General features: G+C 72.4%; 18 protein-coding genes and 1 pseudogene. 7 read left to right on the forward strand and 12 right to left on the reverse strand.

The window, feature by feature from the left end:
- Positions 1–39: 39 nt before the first annotated feature.
- Positions 40–1,743, forward strand: coding sequence for an eCIS core domain-containing protein (locus tag ACZ6TU_RS06345; RefSeq protein WP_467674608.1), 1,704 nt, complete (start codon positions 40–42; stop codon positions 1,741–1,743).
- A 27-nt stretch (positions 1,744–1,770) separates the two neighbouring features.
- On the opposite strand, the gene ACZ6TU_RS06350 is transcribed toward ACZ6TU_RS06345, so the two are convergent.
- The 4 genes from ACZ6TU_RS06350 to ACZ6TU_RS06365 all read right to left on the reverse strand — a co-directional run bounded on the left by ACZ6TU_RS06350 (position 1,771) and on the right by ACZ6TU_RS06365 (position 8,998).
- The gene (locus tag ACZ6TU_RS06350) at positions 1,771–3,822 is read right to left on the reverse strand and encodes an AAA family ATPase (RefSeq protein WP_469547070.1); all 2,052 of its coding nucleotides are present in this window, start codon (positions 3,820–3,822) and stop codon (positions 1,771–1,773) included.
- A gap of 383 nt (positions 3,823–4,205) precedes the next feature.
- Complete coding sequence (locus ACZ6TU_RS06355) at positions 4,206–4,910, reverse strand: Pvc16 family protein (RefSeq protein ID WP_469547072.1); 705 nt, start codon at positions 4,908–4,910, stop codon at positions 4,206–4,208.
- The gene (locus ACZ6TU_RS06360) at positions 4,907–8,164 is read right to left on the reverse strand and encodes a hypothetical protein (protein WP_469547074.1); all 3,258 of its coding nucleotides are present in this window, start codon (positions 8,162–8,164) and stop codon (positions 4,907–4,909) included. Before ACZ6TU_RS06360 ends, ACZ6TU_RS06355 begins: the two co-directional genes overlap by 4 nt.
- A gap of 156 nt (positions 8,165–8,320) precedes the next feature.
- A complete protein-coding gene (locus ACZ6TU_RS06365) occupies positions 8,321–8,998 on the reverse strand; it encodes a helix-turn-helix transcriptional regulator (RefSeq protein WP_469547372.1) in 678 nt (225 codons plus the stop codon).
- A 274-nt stretch (positions 8,999–9,272) separates the two neighbouring features.
- On the opposite strand from ACZ6TU_RS06365, the gene ACZ6TU_RS06370 reads away from it, so the two are divergent.
- Positions 9,273–10,646, forward strand: coding sequence for a COG1470 family protein (locus ACZ6TU_RS06370; RefSeq protein WP_469547076.1), 1,374 nt, complete (start codon positions 9,273–9,275; stop codon positions 10,644–10,646).
- 223 nt (positions 10,647–10,869) lie between these two features.
- Here ACZ6TU_RS06370 and ACZ6TU_RS06375 read toward each other — a convergent pair whose 3' ends face one another.
- The 3 genes from ACZ6TU_RS06375 to ACZ6TU_RS06385 all read right to left on the reverse strand — a co-directional run bounded on the left by ACZ6TU_RS06375 (position 10,870) and on the right by ACZ6TU_RS06385 (position 16,905).
- On the reverse strand, positions 10,870–11,703 hold the full coding sequence (locus tag ACZ6TU_RS06375) for an alpha/beta hydrolase (RefSeq protein ID WP_469547373.1): 834 nt from the start codon (positions 11,701–11,703) through the stop codon (positions 10,870–10,872).
- 156 nt (positions 11,704–11,859) lie between these two features.
- The gene (locus ACZ6TU_RS06380) at positions 11,860–13,386 is read right to left on the reverse strand and encodes an SDR family oxidoreductase (RefSeq protein WP_467674599.1); all 1,527 of its coding nucleotides are present in this window, start codon (positions 13,384–13,386) and stop codon (positions 11,860–11,862) included.
- A gap of 402 nt (positions 13,387–13,788) precedes the next feature.
- On the reverse strand, positions 13,789–16,905 hold the full coding sequence (locus ACZ6TU_RS06385) for a fibronectin type III domain-containing protein (protein ID WP_469547079.1): 3,117 nt from the start codon (positions 16,903–16,905) through the stop codon (positions 13,789–13,791).
- Between the two features lie 151 nt (positions 16,906–17,056).
- Between ACZ6TU_RS06385 and ACZ6TU_RS06390 the strand changes: the two genes are divergently transcribed.
- The gene (locus tag ACZ6TU_RS06390; RefSeq protein WP_469547081.1) at positions 17,057–17,431 is read left to right on the forward strand and encodes an FG-GAP repeat domain-containing protein; all 375 of its coding nucleotides are present in this window, start codon (positions 17,057–17,059) and stop codon (positions 17,429–17,431) included.
- 27 nt (positions 17,432–17,458) lie between these two features.
- Here ACZ6TU_RS06390 and ACZ6TU_RS06395 read toward each other — a convergent pair whose 3' ends face one another.
- From ACZ6TU_RS06395 to ACZ6TU_RS06410, 4 genes and pseudogenes are all read right to left on the reverse strand, one after another.
- Positions 17,459–20,662, reverse strand: a complete 3,204-nt coding sequence (locus tag ACZ6TU_RS06395; RefSeq protein ID WP_469547083.1) for a family 78 glycoside hydrolase catalytic domain — start codon at positions 20,660–20,662, stop codon at positions 17,459–17,461.
- Between the two features lie 550 nt (positions 20,663–21,212).
- Positions 21,213–21,524 (reverse strand): annotated as a pseudogene (locus tag ACZ6TU_RS06400) (MarR family winged helix-turn-helix transcriptional regulator); the annotation flags it as partial.
- 207 nt (positions 21,525–21,731) lie between these two features.
- On the reverse strand, positions 21,732–22,106 hold the full coding sequence (locus ACZ6TU_RS06405; protein WP_467674592.1) for a hypothetical protein: 375 nt from the start codon (positions 22,104–22,106) through the stop codon (positions 21,732–21,734).
- A 160-nt stretch (positions 22,107–22,266) separates the two neighbouring features.
- On the reverse strand, positions 22,267–23,175 hold the full coding sequence (locus ACZ6TU_RS06410; protein ID WP_469547086.1) for a helix-turn-helix transcriptional regulator: 909 nt from the start codon (positions 23,173–23,175) through the stop codon (positions 22,267–22,269).
- Between the two features lie 152 nt (positions 23,176–23,327).
- Between ACZ6TU_RS06410 and ACZ6TU_RS06415 the strand changes: the two genes are divergently transcribed.
- The 3 genes from ACZ6TU_RS06415 (at position 23,328) to ACZ6TU_RS06425 (ending at position 25,507) form a co-directional block, all read left to right on the forward strand.
- Positions 23,328–24,623 (forward strand): Cmx/CmrA family chloramphenicol efflux MFS transporter, encoded by a 1,296-nt coding sequence (locus ACZ6TU_RS06415; protein WP_469547088.1) that lies wholly within the window; start codon positions 23,328–23,330, stop codon positions 24,621–24,623.
- A gap of 144 nt (positions 24,624–24,767) precedes the next feature.
- Entirely contained in the window at positions 24,768–25,022 is a 255-nt protein-coding gene (locus ACZ6TU_RS06420) for a hypothetical protein (RefSeq protein WP_467674586.1), read from the forward strand.
- A 44-nt stretch (positions 25,023–25,066) separates the two neighbouring features.
- Entirely contained in the window at positions 25,067–25,507 is a 441-nt protein-coding gene (locus ACZ6TU_RS06425; protein ID WP_469547090.1) for a DUF5990 family protein, read from the forward strand.
- A 42-nt stretch (positions 25,508–25,549) separates the two neighbouring features.
- On the opposite strand, the gene ACZ6TU_RS06430 is transcribed toward ACZ6TU_RS06425, so the two are convergent.
- Entirely contained in the window at positions 25,550–25,945 is a 396-nt protein-coding gene (locus ACZ6TU_RS06430; RefSeq protein WP_469547092.1) for a DUF6188 family protein, read from the reverse strand.
- Between the two features lie 336 nt (positions 25,946–26,281).
- On the opposite strand from ACZ6TU_RS06430, the gene ACZ6TU_RS06435 reads away from it, so the two are divergent.
- Positions 26,282–26,473, forward strand: a complete 192-nt coding sequence (locus ACZ6TU_RS06435) for a hypothetical protein (RefSeq protein ID WP_467674580.1) — start codon at positions 26,282–26,284, stop codon at positions 26,471–26,473.
- Positions 26,474–26,544 lie beyond the last annotated feature (71 nt).

Below are 26,544 nucleotides of genomic sequence, written 5' to 3' on the forward strand. Positions count from 1 at the left end.
TGGGGCGGCAGCAGGCGTGCGCCGACAAGGAGGCAGCGGGTGCAGACGTCCAGGCCGCGCACCGAGCGGACCGAGAACCGGCAGCCGGCGCCCGGCCCGGCCGCCGCCCGGCGGGAGACGGCCAGGGGCGCCGCCGTGCCGCCCCCGCTCACCGCCGACGCGCTCCGCGCGGTGCAGCGCGCCGCCGGCAACGCCGTGACGACCGCCATGATCGCCCGCCGCGCACGCACCACGCCCGCCCCCGAGCAGCAGCCGGACACCGGGGTGCACGAGGTTCTGCGCTCGGCCGGCAAACCGCTCGCCGCGCCGGTGCGCCAGGAGATGGAGGCCCGGTTCGGGACCGACTTCTCCGGCGTGCGGCTGCACACCGGGGCCTCCGCCGCCCGCTCGGCCCGCGCCATCGGGGCGCGCGCCTACACCTCCGGCAGCCATGTCGTACTCGGCGACGGCGGCGGCGACAAGCACACCCTCGCCCACGAGCTCACCCATGTCGTCCAGCAGCGCAACGGTCCGGTGTCGGGCACGGACACCGGGCACGGGTTCGCGATGTCGGATCCGGGTGACCGCTTCGAGCGGGCCGCGGAGGCCAACGCGCACAAGGTCATGTCCGGGCCGGCGCCGGACGTGCAGCGCCTGCCGGGGTCGGAGCCGGACGTGACGGCGGGGGCGGCGCGGGCGGACACGGTGCAGCGGGCCAGCACCACCGTGCTGGAGGACGCGGAGGTGGCGACCTACCACCCCAGCAAGCCCAACGCCCCGTCGGCGGAGAAGCTGAAGATCAAGCGTCCCAGGAGGGTGACCGGTCCCATCACCCCGACGGGCACGGCCGGCCGGGCTCAGGCACCGAACCCCATCGCGGTCAAGACGTTCCACGCGGCCTACCAGGGAAAGTCCAAGAAGCACAGGGTCTCCGAGGCCCTGGTGTGGAAGGACCTGTTCGGCGGCGCGGGTTACGACCGCGGCCACGTCATGGGTCTGGAGGTGGGCGGCAGCGATGTCACCGAGAACATCGTCCCCCAGTGGTCGCTGAACCAGGGCACCGGCGTGTGGCGCCGGATGGAGCAGGACATGGTGAAGGCGGGTGGGGGAAACCTCCGTTTCGAGGTCAGCTACGACGGGTCGGAAGGCAACTACCGCCGGGTGATGGTTCCGACCAAGATTGACATCTACCTCAACGGCACCCTCAGCAAGAGCTGGGAGAACGAACCGGACATCAACGACCTGATCAGGGCGGGCCGGGACCCGGTGGACCTGGCGGAGTTCTACACCGCGGTGAAGGACGGGCTGGGGGGCCGGACGACGCTGAACGAGACGGAGATGGACGCGTTCGCCCTGAAGGCGCTGGCCGGCGACAAGGCCACCTTCCTCGCGTACCAGGACTACGAGGACCTGAGTGCCCAGGGCAAGCCCCCCGCCGCCGGTACCAGCACCGCCGACACCCATGCGCAGGGAATGACCCGCTCGGACATCACCAAGGAGCGCCGGGACAAGCTGATCGCCTCGTACATCGCCACGGGCTGGGTGACCAAGAGCGGCACCGGTCCCGCCGTGACGTACACGCTGCACGACGTCCCGGCTCCCGCGTCCGACAGCGACACCAGTTCCAGCAGCGAGTCCGACGTGGACATGTCCGACGGCTCCCAGCCGCAGTCGCCGGGACAGCCGTTCGCCAGCATCCAGTTCGGCTCGCAGGGCAGCAGCTCCGACTCGGACTACGACCCGATGTCGATCGACTCCGACTGACCGGGTGCGGGCCGCTCGGCCCGCACCTCAGGCGCCGGTGGCCTCCGCCAGGTACGGCCCGAACTCGCTCTCCAGGACCAGCCGTCCGAGCTTGCGGTACTCCTGCGCGACCGCCGTCACCACCTGACGCATGGTGAGCGGCTCCCCGGACTCCGCCGCGAGGTAGGCCGCGGTCACCGCGCAGGCCCGGATCGAGCCGCCGGCCAGTTCGAAGCGGTCCGCGCAGAAGCCGAGGTCCAGGTCGCCGGCCCGGGGCAGCCGGTCGCCCAGGCAGCGCTCCCACAGGGCGAGGCGCTGACCGGAGTCGGGCACGGGGAAGTCCGCCACCACGTCCAGGCGGCGCGTGAACGCCTCGTCCAGGTTGGCCCGCAGGTTGGTGGTCAGGACCGCGATCCCGTCGAACGACTCCATGCGCTGGAGCAGGTACGCCGACTCGATGTTGGCGTGCCGGTCGTGCGCGTCCTTCACCTCCGAGCGCTTGCCGAAGATCGCGTCGGCCTCGTCGAAGAGCAGCACGGCGTTGACCGCCGACGCCTCGGTGAAGATCCGCTCGAGGTTCTTCTCGGTCTCCCCGACGTACTTGTCGACGACCGTGGACAGGTCCACCACGTACAGGTCCATGCCCAGGTCCGCCGCGACGACCTCGGCGGACATGGTCTTGCCGGTGCCCGACTCACCCGCGAACAGCGCGATCACGCCGCGGCCCCGGCCGCCGCCGGGCCGCATGCCCCACTGCCCTAGCACCTGCTCGCGATGGCGGGCACGCAGCGCGAGTTCGCGCAGCCGCCGGTGGGTGGTCGGCGGGAGCACCAGGTCGTCCCAGCCGACCTGCGGCTCCACCCGGCGGGCCAGCCGGTCGAGTCCGGCGCCGTTCTGGGCACGCACGGCCGTCCGCAGGTCGTCGGGGCGGACCGGGCGGCCCGCGAGGGCGGCCGTGCGCACCGCCACGTCGGCGGCACGGCGCAACTGCCCGGAGTCCAGGCGGTGTGCGGCGACCGCCCGGGCGAGCGCCTCGGCGTCGCCGGTCACGGAGCCGTCACCGGCGGCAGCGGAGGCCCGGTCGAGGGCGTGCCGCCAGCGCGCGGCCTGCCGCTCGGGAGAAGGCGACGGAACGGTCAGGACGACGGGACTGTCGGCCGCCCAGGCCGGATCCCATCCGACGGCACCGTGCGTCAGCAGCGGGATCCCCCGCAGCGCCGCGCACAACGTCCTCAGTGTTCGGGCCCGTTCGGCGGGTTCCGCGGGCAGCGCTTCCAAGGGGCCCAGGACGATCCCGGCACCAGTCAGGCGGGCTTCGAGCGCGGCTGTCCGGGCGAGCTCCGGTACGTCGCCGGAACGCCGGGCGAGCGCGACCGCGTCCAGGGCGAGCGGGCGCAGCCCGGCCGCGCGCAGGGCCGCGGTGGCGAGGCCCTCGGCGTCGCCGCCCCGGCCGCGCAGGTGGACGAGGCCGACGCCGGTCCCGGCCGCGGCCGCCGTCCGTCGGACCTCCGCGGCCTCGGCGGTCGGGTCCTCACGGGCCTCGTCGAGCACCCCGGCGAGCCGGGCGTCGGGCCGCGTGCTGCCGAGCAGGTGCCCGGTGACCCGGTCGGGAACCACCAACTCCCGGGACAGCGGCGGCCGTTCCGGCTCGGTGACCTCCACCAGACCACCCGCGACCAGCGGCGCTCCGGGGACGAGCCGGAATCGGGCGGATGCCGCCCCGGCCAGCCCGCACAGCTCCAGGGCGAGCCCGACCGTGGGCCGGCGGCGCGTCAGGTCGTCGTTGAGGTAGCCGTAGAGCCGTTCGAACCGCGCGTCGAGGTCGGGTGCCACCGCGACCAGCAGCAGGTCCAAGTCCAGCGAGGACAGGCCGAACCGTCCGGCGAGTCCGTCGAGGACGGAACCGGCCGGCGGATGCCAGGGTTCGTGGGCGGGTACGTCGAGGCCGCCCGGCTCGTCCAGGATGCGGGCCGCCGCCTCGGGGGTGAGGTACTGGCCCCGGTACGGGTCGTCGGGGTCGGGGTCGGCGGCGCGACGCACCGCCACCGCGTGCCGCACCCGCTCCTCGACCGCCCGAAGCCGCGTCCACAGGTGCTCCACGCCGGCCGATCCGGCTTCGGCGCCGGGCCCAGCGGCAGCACCGGCGCCGGACCCACCGTCAGGCAGCGTGCCGGGTCGGCCGGCGGCATCGGCTTCGGGTGGAGCGGCCCGTCGGGCGTCAGGCGACGGGGCCGGTCGGTCGGCGGCATCCGCCTCGCGGGGAGCGTCGAGCCGAGCGCCGGGCCCAGCGGCAGCATCAGCGCCGGGCCAAGCGTCAGGCCGGTCCGCGGTATCGGCTCCGGACCGAGCAGCCGATACGGCGTCAGGCCGAGCGGCGGCACCGGCACCGGACCCACCGTCAGGCTGGATGCCGGGCCGGCCGGCGGCATCGGCGCCCGGTTGAGAGGTGAGACGGTCGGCGGCGACCGGGTCGGTGGTGTCTGTCACGGCTGGCGGTCTCCCCGGCGGCGCCGGGTGGGGGCCGCCCCTCGTTCGCGCGGGCCGGCGAAGCCCTCCGGGCCCGGATCACTCGTCTCCGTGTAGCGCAGCCGTCGCCCCGGCACCGCTTCCCCTCCCTCGCGCCGGGCGGCGGAGCGCACGACGAGCCCATCGGTGACCGGCGGCGCGACGGCCGTGGTCACCCCGGCGAGCGGCGCCCGCACCCGCACCCCGAGCGACGCCTTCAGCTCCCCGCCGAGCGCCGACCACACATCGGCGGCGGCCGGTGCGTCGGCCCCCGCCCCGGCGGTGTCGACTCCCACGGTCAGGCCGAGCTCGGCGAGCGTTCCGGTGAGCAGCCGCGCGGGCAGGGTGTCGGTGGCCACCAGGCAGGCGAGCACCTGCGAGAGCAGCCGGTGTTCGTCCTGCGGGCGGCTCGCCCACGCCGTGACCAGATACGTCAGCTCGAACCAGCGTGGCGGGGTGCGCCGCGCCACGAGGTGCCCGTCCTCGTCGTACACCTCCCCGGCGCCGCTGCCGCGCCGGCTCGCGTCCTCGCGGATGTCGTACAGGAAGACGCAGACCGTCGGCGCGCTGCGGCGCGCGGCCCAGTCCCGGGTGGGAGCGTCGAAGACCACCTCGACCCCCGATGCCTCCAGGCCGGACTCGCCGAGCAGACGGCGCAGCCCCTCGTCGACCTCGTGGATCATCGGCGGGTCACCGTGTCGGGCGGCTGCACGGTGCCGCTGACCACCAGGAAGTCGGTCTTCACCGGTGAGAACCCGGGGCCTTTGGCGATGATGACGCGCGGCCCGGTCTGGTCCTTGGCGAGGATGAGCAGCTGGCCGATGAACGTGCCGTCCGGCTTCGGTACGGTCGGCGCCGCCGCCGCGGTGATCCCCGGCTTCCAGGTGAACCGCACCGGCACTCCCGGCGGGAAGTCCTTGCCGCGCACGGAGGTGACGAAGCCGGGCTTGCCGATGTCCGGCACGGCGACGATGCGCGGCTGGAGGATGCGCAGCCGCTGCCGGGCGGTGTTGTCGCTCCGGTCGGCGTCCGTCCCGGTGGTGGTGAGGTCGCCGGTGACGCGGCCGGTCAGCGCCTTGTCGGGGCTGAGGACGACCCGTACGACGGTGCTCTCGCCCGGGTCGAGGTCCGGCAGCGCGCACACCCAGGAGGCGTCGCAGCCCGGCGGCGGACCGTTGTCCGGGATGCCCGTGGGCAGGCCGATGCGCAGCCGCAGCCCGGTCGCCAGCGCGTTGCGGCCGTTGCGCACGGTGTACGTCACCACGACGCGCCCGCCGACGTAGCCGGGGTTCGGCTGGGCCGTGACGCGCACCCCGGGGCCGGCCTCGGGATCGTCCGGCTCCGGGGGCACGGCGGTGGGTGGCGCGGGGGCGGGCGGCACGGGGGCGGGAGGCACAGGGGCCGGAGGCACCGTGGTCGGCGGTGCGGGAGTGGGCGGCACCGTGGTCGGCGGCGCGGGAGTGGGCGGCACCGTGGTCGGCGGTGTCGTCGGGGGCTGCGAAACCTCGCGCACCGGTACGACCGTCCGGCCGGCGTTGTCGCCGGGCCGCGGATCCAGGACGGTGCCGGTGACCGACCAGTCGACCGGCGCCTCGCCGGGGGTGACCCCCGTGAGGGTGACGTCCACCGGAACGGTCGTGCCGGGCGGCACCACGCCGACGTCGCACTGGAGGGAGGCGGCATCGCAGGTACCCCCGGGCCAGGTCAGCCGCGTGATCCGCACGCCGGACGGCGGAGCGATGGTCAGCCGGGTGCCGGGTGAGGCGGCGGGGCCGTTGTTCACCACGTCGACGCCGACCGTGGTGGAACGGCCGACGGTGACCCCGGGAACGGTGCCGGGCGCCTGGACCGCTAGGTCCACGGACTGCTGGACGCTGGGTTCCTTCTGCCGGCCCGGGAGACCGGTGGTGAGGGGGGTGAGGTCGCCGGACGCGATGTCCAGGATCCGCAGTTTCTCGGGGCTGTTGACCGCGAGCCCGGCGCGGGAGCTGAACACCAGGCCCGTGCCGTCGGCCGTCCAGGCGGCGTCCCGCGGCTGGTGCGGGCCGGTGGCCGAGGTGTCCGGCAGCTCCCGGCCGCAGGCGCCGGGCAGGTCCCGGGCGGCGGCGGGCAGCAGTACCCGGCAGTCGTCGCCCGACAGGGACGTCAGGAGGATGCCGTTGCGTTCGTCGATCCGGCCGCCGCCGTTCTTGCGGTTGAAGGCGATGCTCTGCCCGTCCGGGGAGAACGCCGGACTGTCGTCGATGACCTCGCAGCTGCCCGGGCAGTTCGCGGCGCTCAGGTCGCGCTGCCGGCCCAGGTCGTTCACGGGCACGGTCCAGATGTGCTTGTTGCCGCCGCCCCCGTCGATCACCTGGTTGCGGGTGAAGGCCAGGGTGGTGCCGTCCGAGGACCAGGTGGGCTGGGCGTCCTCACCCCGGAGCTGACCGGCCGGCGGGGTGACCTCGCCGGTGATCGCGCCGGTGGCCACGTCCGCGATGAGGATGCGGCTGGGTCCCGCCGCCTCACCGACGCCGCCGGGCGAGGTCCGGGTGAAGGCGAGGTACTTGCCGTCCGGGGAGAACGTCGGGTCGGTGTCCCAGTCCCTCGGGCCGCGCCCCGCGAGCGGCATGGGCGCCGCGTCGGAGCCGTCGGCGTCCGCCATCCAGATCCGCTCGATCCGCCGGCCGTCGGGGTTGTCCTCGAAGCGGGTCACCACGATCCGGCGGCCGTCCGGCGTGTAGTTCTGCCGCTCGGTCCACGGGTCGTGGCCGGACGCGGGCCGGAACAGCGGGTCCTTGGCGGGATCGGTGTCGGTGTCGGCCGCCGGGTCCTCCTTCAGGATCGTCAGCCCCAGGTCGCGGGGGTCGGCCCCGTCCGAACGGACGTCCTGCAGCGTCACCACGTGCGGGCCGGACGCCGAGGTGCGCTCCACCACGACACCGCCGCCGTCGAGCGGGCCGAGCCAGGTGGGCGAGAGGACCTCCCGGTCCTCGTCGAGCACCAGCGCGGGAGTGTCGGCGGAGTGCGCCGGCGCCCGGAACACATGGTCCCAGTCGCCCTCGCACTCACAGGTGATTTCAGGGCTCAGGAACAGCACCCCGTCCCCGTCGGGCAGCCACGCCGCCCCGTGGGCGCGCCATTGCGCGAACGCGCCCCCGAGCAGCGGCCCGTCGGTGCTCCCGCCGGTCCCGTCCGTCACGCGCAGCCGGGGCCCGTTCTGCCCGGAGGCGGTGGCTGTGTACGCGATGAGGTCCCGGTGCGCGTCGTCGTCGACCGGGTTCCACACCGGTTCGGTGGCCGCGCCGTTCGCGGGGTCGGTGACTCGGATGGTGGTGCCGCCGGCCAGGGGCCGTACGTAGATCTGCTGTCCGGCCGACGGGTCGCTGTCACTGGAGTACGCCAGGCGCCGCCCGTCCGGGGAGACCGTCGGACACTCCTCGTCCGAGGGGGTGTCGGTCAGCCGGGTCAGTCCGGTGCCATCGGTGCGCACCAGCCACAGGTCGCGCTGCGTCCCGCCGTCCGGGCCGCCGGACGCGGCCGAGTCGAACACGACGGCCCGGCCGTCCGGCGTCAGCCGGGGGTGCGCCGCGTCCATACCGCTGGTGAGGCGGCGTACGGAACCGTCGGCGGACCGCAGGTAGATCTGGGGGGTCTTCTCGTCGCGGCGGCTCGCGAAGGCCAGCTGGTCGCCGAGGGCGGACGGCTGGACGTCGAAGTGGGCCGGACCCGCACCGAACAGCGGTGTGCTGGAAGTGGTGGTGGAGACCTCGCCGAGACTGCGGTGCCGGGTACCGGCGTACGCGACCCGGGTGTCCGCCGCGTCGGCCAGCCGTGGCCCGGGCTCGGCGCTGCCCTGCCCGGCGGCCGCCGTCACCCCGAGCAGCGGGATCAGCAGCAGCAACGACGTGCCGAGCCTCCCCAGGCGGTACCGCCGACCGGGCCCAGCGGTTCCCATCACGGCCCCCTCGCATTCTGGTGCGGCATCAGGATGTGCCCCGCCCACCCTGCGACGGCCGCGCGCGGCGCGGCAGGGCGGCGGGGCCACATCCAGGGGAAGCGTGCGGTGTGCTTTCGGGCAGTGCCGCTTCCCGGCCGTCGGGGGAACGGCCGGTCAGATCAGACCGTTGCGCAGCGCGTAACCGACCGCGTGGGCCCGGTTGCGCAGTTGCAGCCGCGTGATGACCTCGTGCAGGACGTTCTTGACGGTCCGTTCGGAGTACGCGGTCTTGCGGGCGATCTCCGCGGTGTCCAGGCCCTCCGACACCATGCGCAGCATGTCCGCCTCACGCGTGGTCAGCGTGGACAGGGACAGCCCCCGCGGGTCGAGCGCCGAACGCTGGAGGCTGCCCACGTGGGTGAGCAGCTTGCCGAGCAGGTCGCCGGGCAGCACGCCCTCGCCGTTGGCTATGGCCAGGACCAGGTGGAGGAGTTGGTCCTGGTCGGCCTCGGCGCGGCGCAGCACCGCCGCCACACCGCACTCGATGACGCGTTGCAGCGAGCCGGAGCCGAGGGTGGCGACCACGAGGCCCGTGCGGGTGGCGGTGTTGTGCCGCAGCCGGTCCAGCAGGGCCGCCACGTCGTCGTCGACGTGGTCCACGACCACCAGCGACACCTGGGCCCGCTCCGCGTCGGCGTCGGCATCGGCGAGCAGCTCGACCTCCGGGCGCTGGCGTAACTGCTGGACGACGCCCAGGCGCAGGACCGGATCAGCGGCGTATACGGCCACGGTCACTCGGTCCTGGCGATCGGAGCGGGGGGTCCTGTGCATGGCCCAAACCGACGTGGGCATACGTGAGGTGGTGGCGGACATGGCCAGTCCGGTCTTCTCTGCTATGGACATGAGGGCGTACCTGTTTCATGAGTTCGTGGAGGACGATGCGGGAGTTCGTGGGATGACGGGGGCCGCGGGACGACCACCGGAAGGCGGTGCACGCGAGGCGAAGGGCCGTGTCAACGGCTCACCGACGCGAGGGGGTCGTCCTTGACCCCCAGGGCAGCGCGCCTGCCCGGGCGTTGCCCTCGCGCTTGTCGTGGCGGCCCGGACGCGGTCCTACGGTGGCGGCGTGACGCCTTCTGCAGCCTCTTCCCGTCCCGGTGCGCCCGGCCTCGACATTCCGGAAGTGACCGTGGCGCCGGGTGGCACCGCCACGACCAGTCTGACCGTCCGCAACGACAGCGACATCGTCGAGGCGTACACCCTGGAGGTCGTCGGGGACTGCGCCTCCTGGGCCACCGTGGAACCGCCGCGGGTCTCTCTCTATCCCGGCACCTCCGAGACGGTGACGATCCGTCTGGAGCCCCCGCGTTCTCCGGAGATCCGGGCCGGTGAGGTGCCCCTCGGCGTGCGGGTCCTGCCGGCCGAGCACCCCGACTCGGTGCGGGTTCTCGAAACCACCGTGCATGTCGAGGAGTTCCGCGAGCTGCACACCGAGCTGACCCCGCGCCGCCGGCGTGGCTGGCTGCGCGGCCGCTACCGACTGGCGGTTCGCAACCAGGGCAACACCCCGGTGCAGGTGGGCTTCACTCCCGGCCAGGCGGGCGAGGAGCTGGCGTTCGCCTTCAGCCCGGCGGAGCCGAAGCTGGAGCCCGGCGAGTCGGCGGAGGTCGGCCTGCGGGTCCGCACGGGCAAGCCGGTGTGGTTCGGCGCCCCCGTGGTGTGGCCGTTCACCGTGGACACCTCCGAATCCGGTGACGAGGAGGAGACACAGCAGGACGCGAGTGCCGTCCGGGCGCCGCTGGACGCGGAGTTCGTCCAGATCCCGGTCTTTCCGAAGTGGCTGCTCGCGGTGCTCGCGGTGCTGCTTGCGCTGTTGCTCGCCTGGTTCACACTGGTCCGTCCGGCGGTGCGCAGCGCCGCCAGGGAAGCGGCCACCGAGGCGGTCCAGCCGCGTCCCACGCCGGCCGGGGGGCAGGCCGGGCAGACTCCGGGCACCGGTTCCGGCGGCGGTTCGGACGCCCGGCCCGGCGGCCAGGAGCCGGGTGCGCCGTCCGGAGCGGGCGGTGACGGCGCATCGGCCGGCGCCGGCACGTCGGCCGGTGACGGCACATCGGTCGGCGGCGGCACATCGGTCGGCGGCGGCCAGCAGAGCTCGGCGACCATCGACCTGCAGACGTCCGGCGGAGAGAGCAAGACCGGTACCTACCAGGTGCCCGAGGGCAGTGTCTTCGGGGTGACGGACATCGTTGTCGCCAACTTCCAGGGTGACGAGGGGGTGCTGACGCTCAGCTTCGGCGATCGCAAGATCACCACGATCGCGCTGGAGACCTTCCGTAACCAGGATTACCACTGGGTGACCCCCATCAAGATCCCTGAGAACGACACCGTGACCGTCGAAGTGACCTGTGACAAGCCGGGCACACCGGCCACCGGCCGTCGGGCGCAGGGGTGCCACGAGGTCCTGAACGTGAGCGGTGTGCTCAGCCGCACCACGCGGTGAATCGTGCGTCACGGTTCCCAGACATTGTCGATCAGTATTGACGTCGTCTGTAAGAGTTGGATCTTGTTCCGTCCGGAAATCGATAACTCGGGACCAAAAAGGCACCGGCCCCGGACGGACTCATCCTGCCTCGGCGCCAACCCCCGGAGCACCGGAGCCGCCGACCGCGCAACGCCCCGTCCGCACGGTCCACGAGACCGGCCCAGGTACGCGGCGGCCGGCGTCAGTTGCTGAGCGCGGTGCGCAGCACGCTGGCCATCAGTTCGATGGCCTCCTTGCCGGCCGACACCGGGCCGGTGTGTGTGAAGTAGTGGTCGACGCCCTCGAAGACACGGTGGACGACTGGGACACCTGCGGCGTCCAGGGCCTTGGCGTAGGCGTCGCCCTCATCCCGCAGGCGGTCGTGCTCCGCGACGATGACCAGGGCGGGCGGGAGCCCGGCAAGGTCGTCGGCCAGACCGGGAGAGACGAGGGGGTGGGCGCGGTCGGCGGGATCCGGGACGTAGGCGGCGGTGAAGACACGCATGAGGTGGGGGCTGAGCAGCGGCTTGGCGATGGGGGAAAGCTTGGTGGAGGGGTCGGAGAGCTGGTCGAGCGGTGCGGAGTCGATGATGTGGAGCCGGGGCGAGAAGGCGCCGCGGTCTCGGGCCGTGCGACAGACGGCAGCGGCCAGGTTGGCCCCGGCGCTGTGTCCGCCCACGGCAAGCCGCGAGCCGTCCCAGTCGTTGGCGGGGCCGTTCTCGACGACCCACGCGGTGACGTCGTACGCCTGGGTGACGGGTGCGGGGAACTGCCGCTGCGGGGCGACGGCGTAGTCCACGTTGATCACGACGCAGCCGGCCGTGGCAGCTATGTAGCGGCAGATGTGGTCGTCCTGCTCAGGGCGGGCGACGACGAAGCCGCCACCGTGGAAGTTGACGTACACGGGGGCGGGGGTGTCGGTGGCCGGCGGACGGTAGACGGTGCAGGTCACCGGTCCGGCGGCGGTCTCCACCTGGAGGGATTCGGTGCGCTTGGGGATGTCGGTGAAGCGCAGGTCGTTGTGCACGCGGGCCATCATGCCGCCGAGCAGCAGCTGAATACCTCTGGCCTGGATCCTGGTGAATGGCACGGCCCGGCTCACAATCGTCGCAAGTTCAAATAACAGGATTCCTGATAATGGCCTGCTGGTCCCGCATCACGCAACAGTGAGCGCACCGCCCCTCAGAGCCCCTCAGTGGGAACGGGCCGGCTCAGGGGCGGCCGATGCGGCCGCGGTGGCGATGTTGCGGGCCATGCCGCCGAAGACCGCGGCGTGGAAGGGGGCCACGCTCCACCAGTAGGCGTGCCCGGCCAGGCCGTGCGGATGGAACAGGGCCCGCTGCCGGTACACCGTGCGCCCCTGTGGATCCCGGTCGACGACCATCTCCAGCCAGGCCAGGCCCGGCAGCCGCATCTCGGCGCGCAGCCGGAGCAGCCGACCCGGCTCGATCTCCTCCACTCGCCAGAAGTCCAGGCTGTCGCCGACCCGCAGCCGGATCGCGTCCCGGCGGCCGCGGCGCAGGCCGACACCACCCACCAGGGTGTCCAGCCAGCCTCGCAGGGACCAGGCCAGCGGGGAGGAGTACCAGCCGTTCTCGCCGCCGATCGCCTCCACCACCCGCCACAGCGCCTGCGGCGACGCCGCGACCGTGCGCTCGCGGTGATCCGTGTAGAGGCTCCCGCCCGCCCAGACCGGGTCGGTCGGCAGCGGGTCGCTGGGGGCGCGGGGAGTCGAGGCCGAGGACCACCTGGTGGCCACGTCCGCGTCCTGCACGCGCCTCAGAGCCAGCCGGATCGCCCGGTCGAGGGTAACCGGTCCCTCCGGCGGGTCCGGCACGTAACGGACGATGTCCCGCTCGGCACAGACCACCTCGTGCTTCAGTGACTCGACCAGCGGGCGCGCGAGAGCGCCCGGCACCGGCGTGACCAGACCGACCCAGAGGCTGGACAACCGCGGGGTGAGCAGCGGAACGGGCACGATGATCCGCTTCGGCAGCTCCGCGATGGCGGCGTACCGCCGCATCATCTCCTGGTACGTGACGACATCCGGCCCGCCGATGTCGAAGGCCCGGCTCACCTCGTACGGCAGCCGCGCGCACCCCACGAGGAGGCGGAGCACGTCGCGGACGGCGATCGGCTGGATGCGGGTGCGCACCCAGCTCGGGGTCACCATCACGGGGAGCCGCTCGGTCAGATGGCGCAGCATCTCGAACGAGGCCGAACCCGACCCGATGATCACGGCTGCCCTCAGTACGGCGGTCGGCACGCCCGAGGCCAGGAGGATGCGGCCCACTTCGGCACGAGACCGCAGATGGGGTGACAGCGCGTGCTCGGGTACTCCGGAAGGACTCAGCCCGCCGAGGTAGACGATCCGCCGGATTCCGGCGGCACGCGCCTGCTCACCGAAGATCCTGGCCGCGCGCCGGTCGGTCTCCTCGAAACCCCGCCCGGTGCCCAGCGCGTGCACCAGGTAGTACGCGACGTCCGTTCCCTCCATGGCCGCGCGCACGGATTCCTCGTCCGTCACGTCCCCGCGCACGACCTCCGCCTGCCCGGCCCACGGATGGTCCCGCAGCTTGCCGGGCGAGCGGGCCAGGCAGCGCACCGAGTACCCGGCGGCCAGCAACTCCGGCACCAGCCTGCCGCCCAGGTAACCGGTGGCGCCCGTGACCAGACAGCGCAGCGGCCGGTCGCCGTCGGTCATGCCGATCGCACTCATGCCGGTCGAGTGCGCCATGCCCGGCGACGGCCGGAGGACCGGGCCGCAGGAAACGCCATGGCTCTCATGCCTCCTCGAGGCGTGCCCCTTCGAGGGGCTCTGTCGCTGTCCCCCTGAGCCCATGCTTGGAGCCGCGGACGAGCACCGCAACCTCGCGGTCGCGACGAACACTCCGGACCGGCAGTGGCCTGGGGCTGATGCATCTGTGGACCGCTCCGGCCCTTTCCGGCACATCAGGACCCGAAGATGGGGCACGCGGAGGGCACGCTGGGCATCGCTGACGCAGGCACGCCTAAGGGTGCCCGTCTTGGCCTTGACCTTGCCGGCGGCGCACGACGAGTCGCGGTGTCGAACACGCCCCGCCACCCATCGGGGCGGCGGGGCGGGCATGTCGGTGGTGCGTCAGTTCGGGGCGGGCGCCCCCGGGCGGGTACCAGGGACGGCTCCGTAACCCATCTGCTCGGGAGTGTCGCCGTCCTGGCCGTAGACCTGCACCCGGTAGTAGGAGGTGGCCCCAGCCGGTGCGGTGGTGTCCAGGTAGGACACGGCAGTGCCGGGCAGGGTCGAGGTCAGTTCGTCCCACACCTGGGTGGCGGGGTTCCAGCGTTCGACCGTGACCGAGGACGGTGCCGGGCACCACTCGTTCTGGCAGGACCACGTCCAGTCGAGCAGCACACCGTCCGCGGAGCCGCTCGCGGCCAGGCTCATGGAGGCGCCGTAGCCGTCGCCCATCCACGGCAGCACCGCCGCCTCGGAACGCACCCCGGCGGCGTCCACGGCCACCACCGCGTAATAGGCGTTGGAGGAGGAGGAAGGTGCGGCGGTGTCGGTCACGGTGGTGCCCGTCACGGGCTGGTCCTGGATCCGGGTGCCGGGGTCGGCGGCGTCGCCCCAGTACCGGTAGACCAGGTAGCCGGTGGCGCCGGAGACGGGCTGCCAGGACAGCACCGCGTGGTCGCCGTCCCGCCGCGCGGCCAGGTCCGCGGGCCGGTCGGGGCGCACAGTGCCCTCGGCATACGGGCGCACCGCGCAGTCGTCCTCGGAGAAGCCTGAGCGGTTCCCCGCCGCGTCCACGGCGATGGTCCGGTAGCAGGAGGGCACTCCGGCCGGTGCGCCGGTGTCGGTCCAGTCCGGGGATGTCGTCGCGGGGATGTCGGCGGCCTTGATGTACACGGCGTCGGTCTCGGTGCGGCGCCAGACCTCGTAGCGGGCCGCGGCGGGGTCGTTGACCGTCCAGGTCAGCCGAATGCCGTCAGTGCTGCCCGCCGCGGTCGGCATCTCGGGCGCCTGCGGGGCGGGGGCCGGCCCCTCGTTCGGGTCGGGCACGTCGATCCAGATCGGGTCGCTGTAGTTGCCCTCGAAGCCGCGCACCGTCAGGCAGTAACGGGCCTTGCGGGACGGGTCGGTGTCCAGGTAGTAGGAGTCGGCCGTCTCGAAGGTCCAGGCGTTTGCGTCGCACGGGCTGCCGTAGGTCGTGCGGTACAGGTAGTAGAGGTGGACCTCCGACGCCGGGGAGTCGTCCCAGTCGAGCAGGATGCCGCCGCTGTCGTCGCGGGTGGCGGTCAGCCCGGTGGGCGTGGACGGCTTGGGCGCCGACGGGGCCGGCCGCTTGAGCCGCACCACGGTGCCGGAGGAGCGGTTGCCCAGCTGGTCGACCGCGACGACCCGGTAGTAGGGGGTGGCGTCGGCGGCGATCGGGCCGTCGGTGAGGGTGCAGCGGACCTGCTCGTCGGTGTCGGGCACGGCGGCACACTGGGGGGTGCGGGGGCTTCCGACATCGGTGAACGGGCCGTCGGGGTTCGCGCTGCGGGTGACCTGGTAACCGGCGAAGTCCTGCTCGTAGCCGGGCCAGCCGTTGGTGGTCCAGGTCAGGGTGGCGGTGGTGCCGCCGTCGGGTGCGGTGACCTCGGGCGCGCCGGGCGCGGCGGGCGGTGTGGTGTCCGGTGGCAGCGGGCGGCTGACGGCGACCGGCTCGGTCCAGGCCGAGTACGCGCGTGGCGTGCCGACGTCGGCGGCGTCGTCGACGGCGCGCACCCGGTAGTGGCGGGTGCCGCCCGCGGGCAGGGCGGTGTCGGTGAACTGCGACGAGGTGAGCGGTGCGCCGTCGCCGGCGCGCAGGGTCCAGGGGCCGGAGGCCGAGGACGCGGACTGCACCTGATAGCCGCCGGTCAGGGCGTGCACGGGGCTGCCGACCGGGTTGTCGGCCCAGTCCAGCGCGGCGTTGTCACCGCTGAGCTCACCCTTGAGCCCGGTGGGCTGCTGGGGCGGGTACAGCCCGGTGTCGGGGCGGAGCGCGGAGGCGACGGTCATGGCGTACTCACCGCGCTCGGTGGTGGCCGGGGCGGACTCGTTGCCGGCGGTGTCGACGGCCGTCACCCGGTAGTACGCGGTGATGCCGATCGGGGCGGCCTTGTCGGCGTAGGCGTTGTCCTGGACCACTCGGGCGTCGGCGCTCCTGATCCTGCTCCAGGGGCCGCCGGGGGCGGTGGCGCGGTAGACGTGGTAGCCGGCGAAGGAGTCCCGGGTGCTGGAGTCGTCGTCCCGACTCGGGCCCCAGCTCAGGTGGTTCTCGCCGAGGTCGTCGTCGGGGTCGGGCACGCCGTTGCCGTTGAGGTCGATGTCGCCGTGGCCGTCGGCCCCCAGGACGTCCGGAGCCCGCGGCGGGGTGGTGTCGGCCGGGACGGCCGAGACGTTGGCCGAGGCACGGGACTGGTTGCCGGCGCGATCCACGGCGGTGACGGCGAAGAAGTACTTGGTGCCGTTGCGCAGCCCGGTCGACGTGAGCGTGTTGTCGGTCAGCAGACCGGAGCCGCTGATCCGGTGTGCGGTGTCGATCGCCACGGGTGTGCTGGTGGAGCGGTAGACCCGGTAACCGGCCAGGTCCGCCTCGGGGTTGCGGGCCCAGCTGACGGTGGCCCAGCCGTCACCGCGTGCCGCCTTCACGGAGGTGGGAGCCAGAGGGGCCACCTTGTCCGGAGTGGTGGGGGCAAGACTGGCGGCGACGTTGGCCGAGCCCGTGAGAGCCACATAGTCGACCCGCACGGTGTGCGTCCCGGCCGGCACGGTCACCTTGACGCTCGCGCGCTGGGTGGAGGCGTAGTCGCGCCACAGGTTGACGTGGCGCGTGCCGTCGATCCAGACCCGGATGCCGTCCTGGGCCGCGGTCTTCAGCAGGAAGGGGCCGCCCCCGCCGAAATCGCGGCGCATCGTCCAGCGAACGCCGAAGCGGTCGTTGGGCAGGGATATCCCGGCGGGGTGGCCCCTGTCCCAGTTCTCGTTGATGGATGTGTCGCACAGTGACTTGCGGGGTGTGCCGGTGAGGGTGGCGTTGGGGTAGTAGTCGGCCTTCCACACGCCGGCGGCGCAGCTCACGGCCGCGACCGGCGCCGGGTCCGGCCGGGCCTGTGGCGGGGCCTGCACGGTACCGGCGATGAGCGCGGCTCCGGCGGCAGCGGTGGCCGGCCACAGGAGCCGGTGCGGCGCCCGGACACGGGATCGCGCGGGAACGGGTCTGCCCATGCGGGGCGTCATCCTTCCTCAGGTCCGGTGCACCACCTGCGGCTTGACGGCTCGGGTGGTCCACAGGAGCTCACTTTCTGCACCGCGATGATGGCATGCGATCGAATATTTGCGTGCGAAATCGTGCAGAATTCGTGAATGAAGAGGCATCGTGGTTCGCACGCACCCAGACGTCGAAGCGGCCGCACCGGATGCTGACGCAAAGATCGTCGGCACCGGCGACATCACCGGTGACGGCAAGGCGGACCTCCTGGCCCAGGACACGTCCCACAACCCCTACCGCTACGACGGCAGGGGCGACGGCACGTTCGCGGCCCGAGTCAAGGTGCTGTCGAACTGGGGCGGCTCGTACACCGCGGTCGTCGGGGTCGGCGACATCACGGACGACGGCAGGCCGGACCTGGTCTCCCGCGACACCAGCGGCAACGTGTGGCGCAACAGCGGTGACGGAAAGGGCTCGTTCGGTCCGCGGACGCAGATCGCGAGCGGCTGGAGCGAGTGGAGCGGCTACAAGTTCCTTTCGTAGGCGGTGAGTCTGCTCCTCGCGGGCGGGCTACTCCGTCAACGCGACCGTCGCGGTGCCGGAGCCGACCGGGCCGACCCGCAGCACTGTTCCCGTCAGGTCGGTGAACGACATGACCTTGGGGCGGCCGCTGTTCCCCGGAGTGGCCGCGGTCACGTGGTACGCCGCCGGGTCGGCGTCGCCGATCTCCAGTTCCAGGACGGCGCGGGTGTTGGGCGGCAGCGTCACCCTCAGGGAGTGGGCACCGGCGGATCGGCGGACGGAGACCGAGACCGGGCCGCGCAGTGACGGGACCGTGCCGTCGACCTCGGTGAGGCCGCCGGTCCTTGGCCGGATCCGGAACTCGGCCGCGCCCGCCTCCGTGACCTGCACGCCCAGCACGTGCCGGGCGACGGCGTTGGCCGGGGCGGAGGCCCACGCGTGGGAGAAGGTCGTGTTGGACTTCAGCGACGGGTCCCACGCCTCGGTGACGAGGGTGGCCTTCAGGTCGTCCAGCATGTGCAGCCAGGAGTTGGTGGCCTTCGAGGTGAGCAGGGCGAGGGCGGCGTCGGAGCGGCCGAGCCGGAAGAGCGCGTCGAGGAGGAACTGCGCCCCGTACACGCTCACCTTCATTCCGCCCGAGGCGAGCGTGTCGCCGAGTCCGGCAAGTACGGCGTCGTCCAGGGCGTCGGCGACTCCGAGCGCCACCGGGAAGGCGGTGGCGTGCTGGGCGCTGTGGGTGGTGCCGGCGCCGTCGCGGAACCTGCCCGCCGAGCGGTCGAGCAGGGTGTCGCGCATGGCGGCGGCGAGGGTGTCGGCCCGGTCGCGCAGGGACCTGGCGTCGGCGGCCTTGCCCAGGGCGGTGGCGCACTTGGCGAGGGCGTCGAAGGCCGCGTACTGGAAGGCGTTGACGACGGTGTTGACGCTCGTGAAGACGTAGCCGTCGCGGCTGGCGGCCGGCCAGTCCACCAGGTCGCCGAGGTCCTGGCTGGTGTTGCCGGGCGACTTGTGGACGAGGCCGTCGGAGCCCAGGTAGGAGGTGAGGTTCTTGGCGGCGAGCAGGTCGTAGTCCTTGGCGAGCTGTCGGTCGTCACCGGTGGCGAGGTAGTCCTCCCAGGCGGATATCGCGCACATCAGCCGGTACTCGGTGGGCCAGGTGCCCTGGCGTACCAGGTAGTCGTTGGACCAGCGGGCGAGCGCGTAGGAGCGCTGGACGCCGTACTCGGAGAGCTGGTTGATCAGCGCGTCACCCTCGTAGGGTCCGCGCTCGCGGGTCGGGGTGTCCTGGTAGAGGTCGCCGCGGGTGGCCTCGATGGAGTAGCGGCAGAGCTCCCAGACCCGGTCGAGGTCCTTGTCGGAGCTGGTGAAGGAGGAGTCGGAGTCGTCCCAGTCGAGCTTCCAGGCGCGGCCCTTGACCGTCGCCCCGGTCAGGTCCAGGGAGGTGCGCAGCTCCGCCCAGCGGAAGCCGCGGTATCCCCAGTGCTCGAAGCGCTGGGCGCCGTCGCGCAGGGTCCACACCTCGCGGTAGGTGTTGGTGGCGCGCAGCTGGTACTTGACGGTGCCGTCGGTGTTCAGCTCCTCGCCGAGGCGCACCTCGACGGTGTCGCCCACGCTTCCGGTGACCTCCAGCGCCAGTCCGCCGACGATCTCCCGGCCGAGGTCCACCAGCCAGCGGCCGTCGGCGACCTTGGTGACCTCGGCTGGTGTGACGTCGTGCAGCCGTACCGGCTCGATCGGGGCGGGGACGAGGCCGTCGATGGCGGCGCGGACCGCGGGGGCGGACCAGTCGCCGTCGTCGAAGCCGGGCTCGGTCCAGCCGACGGGCTCCCGGCGCAGGTCCCAGTACTCCTGCGGAACTGTGTAGTAGCTGCTGCCGGCGCTGCCCCTGGCCGGCAGCAAACCGGCCTGGCGGCGGGCCTTCCAGTCGCCGCCGGAGCCTATGGTGGCCCGGCTGCCGTCGGCGTACGTGACCTCCAGCTGGGCCAGGAACTTCTGCTGCGAGGTGGTGTAGCAGAGCGCGGCCAGGGCGTTGGCCTTGCCCGCGCGCAGCGTGTCGGTGATGTCGAAGGCCTGGTACGCCACTCCGCTGCCGGAGCGCACCGAGGCGTGGCCGACCGGGCTGCCGTTGCTCCACACCTTGGCCACGTACTGCCGGGCAGGGGTGGCGGAGGTGGCCGCGACGTAGAGCACGGCGGCGGCGATGTCCTTGCCGGCCAGGTCGTACTCGTGGCGGAGCAGGGCCCAGGTGTCGTCGGCGCCGTAGGAGGAGAGCGAGGAGGCGCCGGCCGGGAAGGTGAGCACGCCGCCCGCCACGGTGCCGGCGGAGAAGGTGCCCTTGTCGGAGGCGAAGTCGTCCTGCAGCAGCACGATGCCGTCGGCGGCGGTGAAGCGGACACTGTCGTACGTCTGCGATTCGGTGGAGCCGTTGCGCAGACCGACGTTGCCCGAGGTGTAGCGGGTGTGGGTGGTCGTGTCGACGACGGTGCCGTTGACGGTGGTGGTGAAAGTGGAGCCGGACATGCTGACCGCGAAGTCCACCCATTCGCCGGTGGCGACCGGGAAGGGCAGCGTGACCTCGCCGAGGACGGTGTACGTCCCGTTCACGCACACGTGCTTGCGCAGCACCGCGGCGGTGCTGCCGGCGCGCAGCTGCCACATGTAGTTGTTGGCGGCGTTGGCGGCGCGGAACCACAGGCCGGCGGCCACCGTGGTGATCTTCAGCCGGGTGGCGAAGGTGCCGTCGGTCATGGTCGGCCCGGCCTTGACCCAGATGGGCTCGGCCTCCCACTCGTCCTCCACCGAGGTGGCCAGCAGCACCGGCTCCGACCAGGACGACCGCTCGCCCTTGTCCGCCCAGCTGCCGACCCGCCACCAGTAGGCGGTACGGGGCTTCAGCGCCGGTCCCCCGTAGGCCACGGCGGTGGAGGCGGCGGAGGCCACCTTTCCGCTGTCCCAGAGCAGCTGGTCGGCCTCGAACCCGGCCGGGGTTGCGGCGAGCTGCAGTTGGTAGGCGCTCTGGAGGGTGCCCGCGCCGAAGTGGGGGACCTGCCAGCTGAACCGCGGCTGCTTCCCGGCGGTGGTGCCCAGCCCCTTCGGCAGCAGGTCGGTCAGCATCCCGGTCGGCGCGGGGGGCGCGCCCTTGCCGGTGTCCGCGCCCTGCGCGGCGGCGACCGCGCGAGGTCCTGTGAGGACGACGGAGGCGGCCACGGCGCCGCCCAGCTGGAGGAGACTACGGCGCGACAGCGGTCTGGGCATGGGGCACCTTCAGGATGAAAGGTTTCAGTCAGGGTGCCCGGAGGTTAGAGGCAGGTACGGAAATCGGTCAACAGATGGAACGGAATCAGCCTGATTGACCTTGAAACGATTTAATCGGCAGCCGAGGTTCCGTCTCCGCGCCGCCGTCCGGATGGTTGCGGGAGGTCAGGCGGGTACCGAGTGGCACTTCGACGCCGAGCGGTACCCGGGGAGGCGGGACGAGGCCGGTCTCCCGATCACCGACGCGTCCACGGCATCTTCCACAGCGCCGAGGGGAGCCACGGCGCGCTCCCGCTCCGCACCGACGGCAAGGTGCAGGCGGCGGAGCCGGACCTCACCTCGGTGCGGACGACGCTCTACCGGAGCGGCAGGAAGGTCGGCTCGAACGCCGACCCGCTCACCGGCCGGAAGGCCAGGCGGAGCGCCAAGGTCCAGGCCTGGACAACCGGGTCAGCGCCGGCCAGCTGGTCACCTACCCGGTCACCGTCGAGGGCGCGGCCGAGGGCCGCAATCTCAAGTCGCTGTCCGTGTACGTCTCTTACGACGAGCGGGTCAGCCGTACCAACCGCCCGCGCCTGTCACCGGGATCCTCGGCGCGCTCCACCAGCCCGGCCGCCTCCATCCGGTCCACCAGTCGCGTCGCCCCGCCTGTGGTCAGCACCTGCTCCTGGGCGATGGCCCGCATCGACAGCCCGGGATCGCCCGCCCGCCCGAGGATGAGCAGCACCTCGAACATCAGGTGGCTGATGCCGCACTCCAGCTCCAGCGACCGCCCGAGGATGTACTCCAGCCGGTTCGCCGCCCCCTGCAACCGCCCGAACGCCAGCACCAGCGCATTGTCCGCGGCCTCCTTGGCGAACAGATCTCCGTCGGCTCTCGCACGTCCCCACCGCCCGACGGGTCCTCCACACCATGCATCCACTGATCATGCCTTGTGCGGCCTCGGGCGCTCACCTCGCCGGAACGCGTCAGTCATGGGCCTCCGCCGTGAGGACCTGCGTGGCCTGCCGCTCCTCACCCGCTCCTCCGCTCGGAACTTCTGGCCGAGCATGGGAGCGGGGGCAGCGACTCACCGGTCGATGTAGCTGAAATCGCCCACGGTCCATGCGCTGACGTCCTTGATCGCGACTCGGTACATACCGCCCGTCTCGGGGATACCGAGGCTGCCCTGAAGGATCCTGGCGAGATGGAAGTGCAGGTGCGTGGGCGCATCGCCGCTGCCGGGCCGATTCTCTCGTGGGCCGCGGGCGAAGACATCGGAGAACGGGCCGAGCCGGTCCGAGTCCTTCAGGACATCCGCCACCCGCTGCCTCCACACGGCCTCGGGAGCCAGTCGGCCGGTGATGACGGCACCGCCGACGACCACGGTCAGTGACATCTGATTGCTTCGCTCGGACTCCACAGCGGCGGAGATGGCGACGAGCAGCTCATCAGGGTTCGACATGAGTGCACATCTTATTCAGCTGCCTGCCCCAAAACCCCCGCGGGGCGGAAAGTGGCTGCGCCGGCGGCGGGAGGCGGCTCCTGGTAAGCGGTGAGGGGCCGATCTGGCAAGTACCGGCTGGGCCGGACAGAACATGGGCGGGCGGTCGAGGCGGCTCACATCACTCCGGGCGTACCGTGCTGCCGGGCCGGGGAGCGAATGACGGGTCGTTACCCCGGGTGGCGTCGGGGGCGCTCCAGCTGGCGAGGAGGGCGAGGGCCTGTGCGGAGGCGGAGCCGGGTTCGGCGGTGTACACGCACACGGTCTGGCCGGGGTCGGACGGGAAGGCCAGGGTCTCGTGGTGCAAGGTGATCTCGCCGACCACGGGGTGGTCGAAACGCTGCGTACCGTGGACGCACTGGGCCACCCGGTGGCTGTCCCACCAGGCGCTGAACTCCGGCACCTTCACGACGGCCTCGCCGATCAGCTCGTTCAGCCGGGCGTCGTCGGGGTGACGTCCCGCTTCCAGGCGCAGATCGGCCACGACGATCTCCGCGACCTCGTCCCAGTTCAGGTACAGCTCGCGGGCGCCCGGCTCGAGGAGGACGAAGCGGGCGAAGTTGCGCTCCCGGTACGGCAGTCCGTCCCAGTCCGTGATCAGGGCGCGGGCCAACTGGTTGGTGGCCAGCACGTCCTGCCGGTGGTTGGCGACGAAGGCCGGTGAGACGCCGTTGAGGGTGTCCAGCATCTGATGGACCTCGGGGCGCACGCGCTGTACCCGCTCCGGGCGACGGCGCCGGGTGCGCGGGGTGCGGGGCCGGGCGAGGTCGAAGAGGTGGGCGCGTTCGTCGTCGTCCAGGCGCAGGGCACGGGCGACGGCGTCCAGTACGGCCTCGGAGACATTGGGGTGGCGGCCCTGTTCGAGGCGGGTGTAGTAGTCCGTGCTCACACCGGCGAGGTGCGCGACCTCCTCGCGGCGCAGTCCCGGCACTCTGCGGACGCCGCCGCCCGGGGCCACGCCCGCGTCGGCCGGGCTCAGGCGGGCCCGGCGGGTGCGGAGGAAGTCGCCCAGTTCAGCCTTCTGCTCCATTCCCCCAGTATTCGCCCGGGCCACGCAGGCCGTCCGGCCCAGGGTGGCCCAGCTGGACCCAGGCTCGGCTGGGCCACTCTTGCGGACTGTCCCGCCTTCCGGCGGCGTGAACCTGGAGACCCGGCGACGTCGTCATACGGAGCACCCCCACCATGCCTTTCATCATCTACATCCTCGGGTTCGGTACCTTCGCCCAGGGCACCTCGGAGTTCATGCTCTCCGGGCTGCTGCCCTCCGTCGCCGGTGATCTGGATGTCTCCCTGTCCGAGGCGGGTTTCCTGGTTTCGGCGTTCGCCGTCGGCATGGTCATCGGCGCACCGCTGCTGACACTGGCCACCCTGAAGTCGCCCCGCCGCGCCGCACTGGTCGGTTTCCAGGTGGTGTTCGTCGCCGGGCACGCGGCCGCCGCACTCGTGCCGCATTTCGGCTTCCTGCTGGTCATGCGTGTGGTCACTGGCATGGCGTACGCCGGGTTCTGGGCACTGGCCTCGGTCGCCGCGGTCTCCCTCGTCCCGGACGGCCGACGCGGGAAGGCGATGTCCGTGGTCGTTTCCGGACTGAGCCTGTCCATGATCCTCGGTGTTCCTGCCGGCACCCTGCTGGCTCAGCACGCGGGCTGGCAGGCGGCGTTCTGGGCAGTGGCCGTGATGACCGCGCTGTCCGCCATCGCGCTGCTGCTCGTCCTGCCCGGCGGGCGTGAGACCGGGACACCGCGCCTGAGGCTGCGTACCGAACTGCGCTCCCTGGCCGTGCCCCGGCTGTGGGTCGCCTACGCCACCACCGCGCTGACCCTCTCCGCCACCATCGCGGTCTTCTCCTACCTCGGTGCCCTCCTGGAGGACGTCACGGGCCTCTCCGAAGGGCTCGTCCCGGTGGTGCTCGGGCTGTACGGGGTGGGCGCGCTGGTCGGCCTGACGGTGGGCGGCCGCAGGGCCGACCGGGCGCCGTTCGGTGTCCTGCTGACCGGCATGGGCACGGTCGCGGTCGTGGCCGCCGCCATCGCGCTGACCGCGGACATCCCAGCGGTGGTGGTGCCGCTCACGGTCCTCCTCGCCGCCGGCGGCTTCCTGACCAACCCGGCGGTGAACGCCCGGGTGTTCGGCGTTCTGGGCGAGACCAGGACGCTGGGCGGCGCCGTGAACATCGCCGCCCTCAACGTCGGTATCGCCGTCGCTCCCTGGGTGTCCGGTCTGGTCGTCGACGCGGGCCCCGGCCTGGCGGGCATCGGCCGGGTCGGAGCGGCCTTCGCCCTTGCGGCTGCCGCGAGCACGCTGCTCGACCGGCACCTCACCCGCCGCCACCAGCACCCGACGCCCATGCCCGCCCCGGCCGTGCTCCCAGGTGAGGGTCTGCCACCAGCGGCCCGACCAGTCGTCGCCGCGGGTGCGGTAGAGGGCGACGGTGTCGCCGGGGAAGCTCTGCGGGAACGACACCGGCAGGCCCGGTAGACGCCCGGCGACTATGCGGCGAGGCGGGGTCCAAGGTGGACGCGCCGTGCACGCTGGATGAGCTGGAGGCGGCCACCAAGAAGAAGGCCGTGGGCGCCGACGCGGAGAGGAAGCACGGCATCGCGACCCTGGTGACCGAGCGGCGTGCCGCTCAGCGACCTGGCGCCGGGCAAGTACACGGTCTCCGACATGAAGGGCGTCGAGCAGCAGTTCCTCGTCGCCGAGAACACCGAGATCTGGGGCTACGGCGACACCTGCGGAGACTCGGGCACGGGCGAAGGCGGCCAGGGCGGCACCGAGTGCACCGAGGCCGAACCGGAGACGGCCGCCAAGAAGGGCTTCACCGCCGAGGTCGTGATCAGCAACGGCATTGCGACCACCATCCGCGACGACCACTGAGGGCGGACGACATCCGCGCGGACGATGGCGGCATGATGGCCGCCATGCGCATCCGCATCGACGCCGTCGACCTGCCCGGCACATTCCCCGAGTACGGCAACCTCCACGTCGCCGTGCAACGCCGCGACCGTCCGGCCGAACTCCTCGAACCACAGCCCGGCGACGCACCGTCCGCGACCTGGACCCTGGAGTGCACCACGAGCGCCTCGCCGACCGGCACCGAGATCAAGGGCCCCTACGTGCAGGACCGTCTGGGCCGACGGTTCATCTACCTGTCGTGGGGCACGGTCGACGAGTCGGGCACCTTCACGATGTTCCGCCGAGCCAAGCTGATGCTCGACGTCGTCCCCGCCGACGTACTCGCCGCCGCCGCACGCGACGGGCTGCTGGTCGGACGCCTCGGCCTGACGGACGCGCAAGGCGGACCCCTGTGCGCACGCGTCGAGCCCCCTCACATCACCTGGACCGCCGAACACGCCGGCTAGGAGAGGTCGCGTCGTGGAGGACGGCCGGCCACCGCGTGGTGGTCAGCGCTCCCAGTTCTCCTCGCCACCAGGCCCCACCGTGATCGGCTCGATTCCGCTCCCGATCAGACGCCAGGACACGAACTGCGGGTCCGGGCCCACCCAAAGCCCTGCACCGTCCTGAAAGTCGATGACCAACACACCGCGGTCGCGGACATCGACCGCAACCACTGACTGCCCGAAGAGCGCCAGAACGGGGGCGAGACTCACACCTGTGCCGGGGTCCAGCTCGTGCCACTCGCCGGTGGCGTCCCGGAACAGAAACGGCGTGTCCAATACCAACTCGGCACCCAGCCGGTACCCCTCCTCCGGGTCCAAGGCACAGAGAGTCAGCGAAACCTGCAGACTGAACGCTGTGCTCTCCACCCGAGCACCGATCAACGCCGTAGGAACCTTCACCCGGCCTCCCCCTCCTCCATGTCCTCGGCAGGCTGCAAACATAGGACTCGACGTCCGATGGCACAGCCCAATTCCCAGGGTTGAACCCCGCCGATCCACGGCGCCGTGCCCACAGCGCACGAATGGCTCGCCCCGAGGTGCCTGGCAGGCCCGAGCTGCTTAGCGTCGTCTGCGTACCCCGCGCAGTCCGCGCCGAGACGAGGCGAGGCGATTGAGAGGCACCTCCATGGCAGTCGCGATGACTTTGTCCGGCCCGAGATCACGCCCGAGTTGTACGACGCGGCGCGCCAGAGGGTGCGTTGGGAAGAGGAGTACCCGGACGGGTGCGTGTCGCACGTGGCGTGGTTCACCGCCGACGGCCTGAACGTGGTCGACATCCGGGAGTCGGAGGAGCACTTCGCCCGGTTCATCGCCGGCAGGATCGACCCTGTGCTCAAGGGCGAACTGGGGGTGAAGAGCGACCCCCGGCCGGAGTTCTTCCCTCTCCACAGGCGCTTCGTCGCCCCGGGCGTCAGCGGCGCTGCCTGAACGTCGGCGTTACCCGACGCCCCCGTCGGTTCGACGAACCCCGGGCACCCGGCCGCCTGGCGAAGACCGCG

The organism is Streptomyces sp. NPDC052064, assembly GCF_055585925.1.

Excerpts from the sequence above, each read along its gene's own strand:
- ACZ6TU_RS06355 (WP_469547072.1), bottom strand. The coding sequence starts at position 4,910 with ATGATCCACGAGGTCGACGAGGGGCTGCGCCGTCTGCTCGGCGAGTCC.
- ACZ6TU_RS06360 (WP_469547074.1), bottom strand. The coding sequence starts at position 8,164 with ATGGGAACCGCTGGGCCCGGTCGGCGGTACCGCCTGGGGAGGCTCGGC.
- ACZ6TU_RS06365 (WP_469547372.1), bottom strand. The coding sequence starts at position 8,998 with ATGCCCACGTCGGTTTGGGCCATGCACAGGACCCCCCGCTCCGATCGC.
- ACZ6TU_RS06375 (WP_469547373.1), bottom strand. The coding sequence starts at position 11,703 with ATGGCCCGCGTGCACAACGACCTGCGCTTCACCGACATCCCCAAGCGC.
- ACZ6TU_RS06380 (WP_467674599.1), bottom strand. The coding sequence starts at position 13,386 with ATGAGTGCGATCGGCATGACCGACGGCGACCGGCCGCTGCGCTGTCTG.
- ACZ6TU_RS06385 (WP_469547079.1), bottom strand. The coding sequence starts at position 16,905 with ATGGGCAGACCCGTTCCCGCGCGATCCCGTGTCCGGGCGCCGCACCGG.
- ACZ6TU_RS06395 (WP_469547083.1), bottom strand. The coding sequence starts at position 20,662 with ATGCCCAGACCGCTGTCGCGCCGTAGTCTCCTCCAGCTGGGCGGCGCC.
- ACZ6TU_RS06405 (WP_467674592.1), bottom strand. The coding sequence starts at position 22,106 with ATGTCGAACCCTGATGAGCTGCTCGTCGCCATCTCCGCCGCTGTGGAG.
- ACZ6TU_RS06410 (WP_469547086.1), bottom strand. The coding sequence starts at position 23,175 with ATGGAGCAGAAGGCTGAACTGGGCGACTTCCTCCGCACCCGCCGGGCC.
- ACZ6TU_RS06415 (WP_469547088.1), top strand. The coding sequence starts at position 23,328 with ATGCCTTTCATCATCTACATCCTCGGGTTCGGTACCTTCGCCCAGGGC.
- ACZ6TU_RS06425 (WP_469547090.1), top strand. The coding sequence starts at position 25,067 with ATGCGCATCCGCATCGACGCCGTCGACCTGCCCGGCACATTCCCCGAG.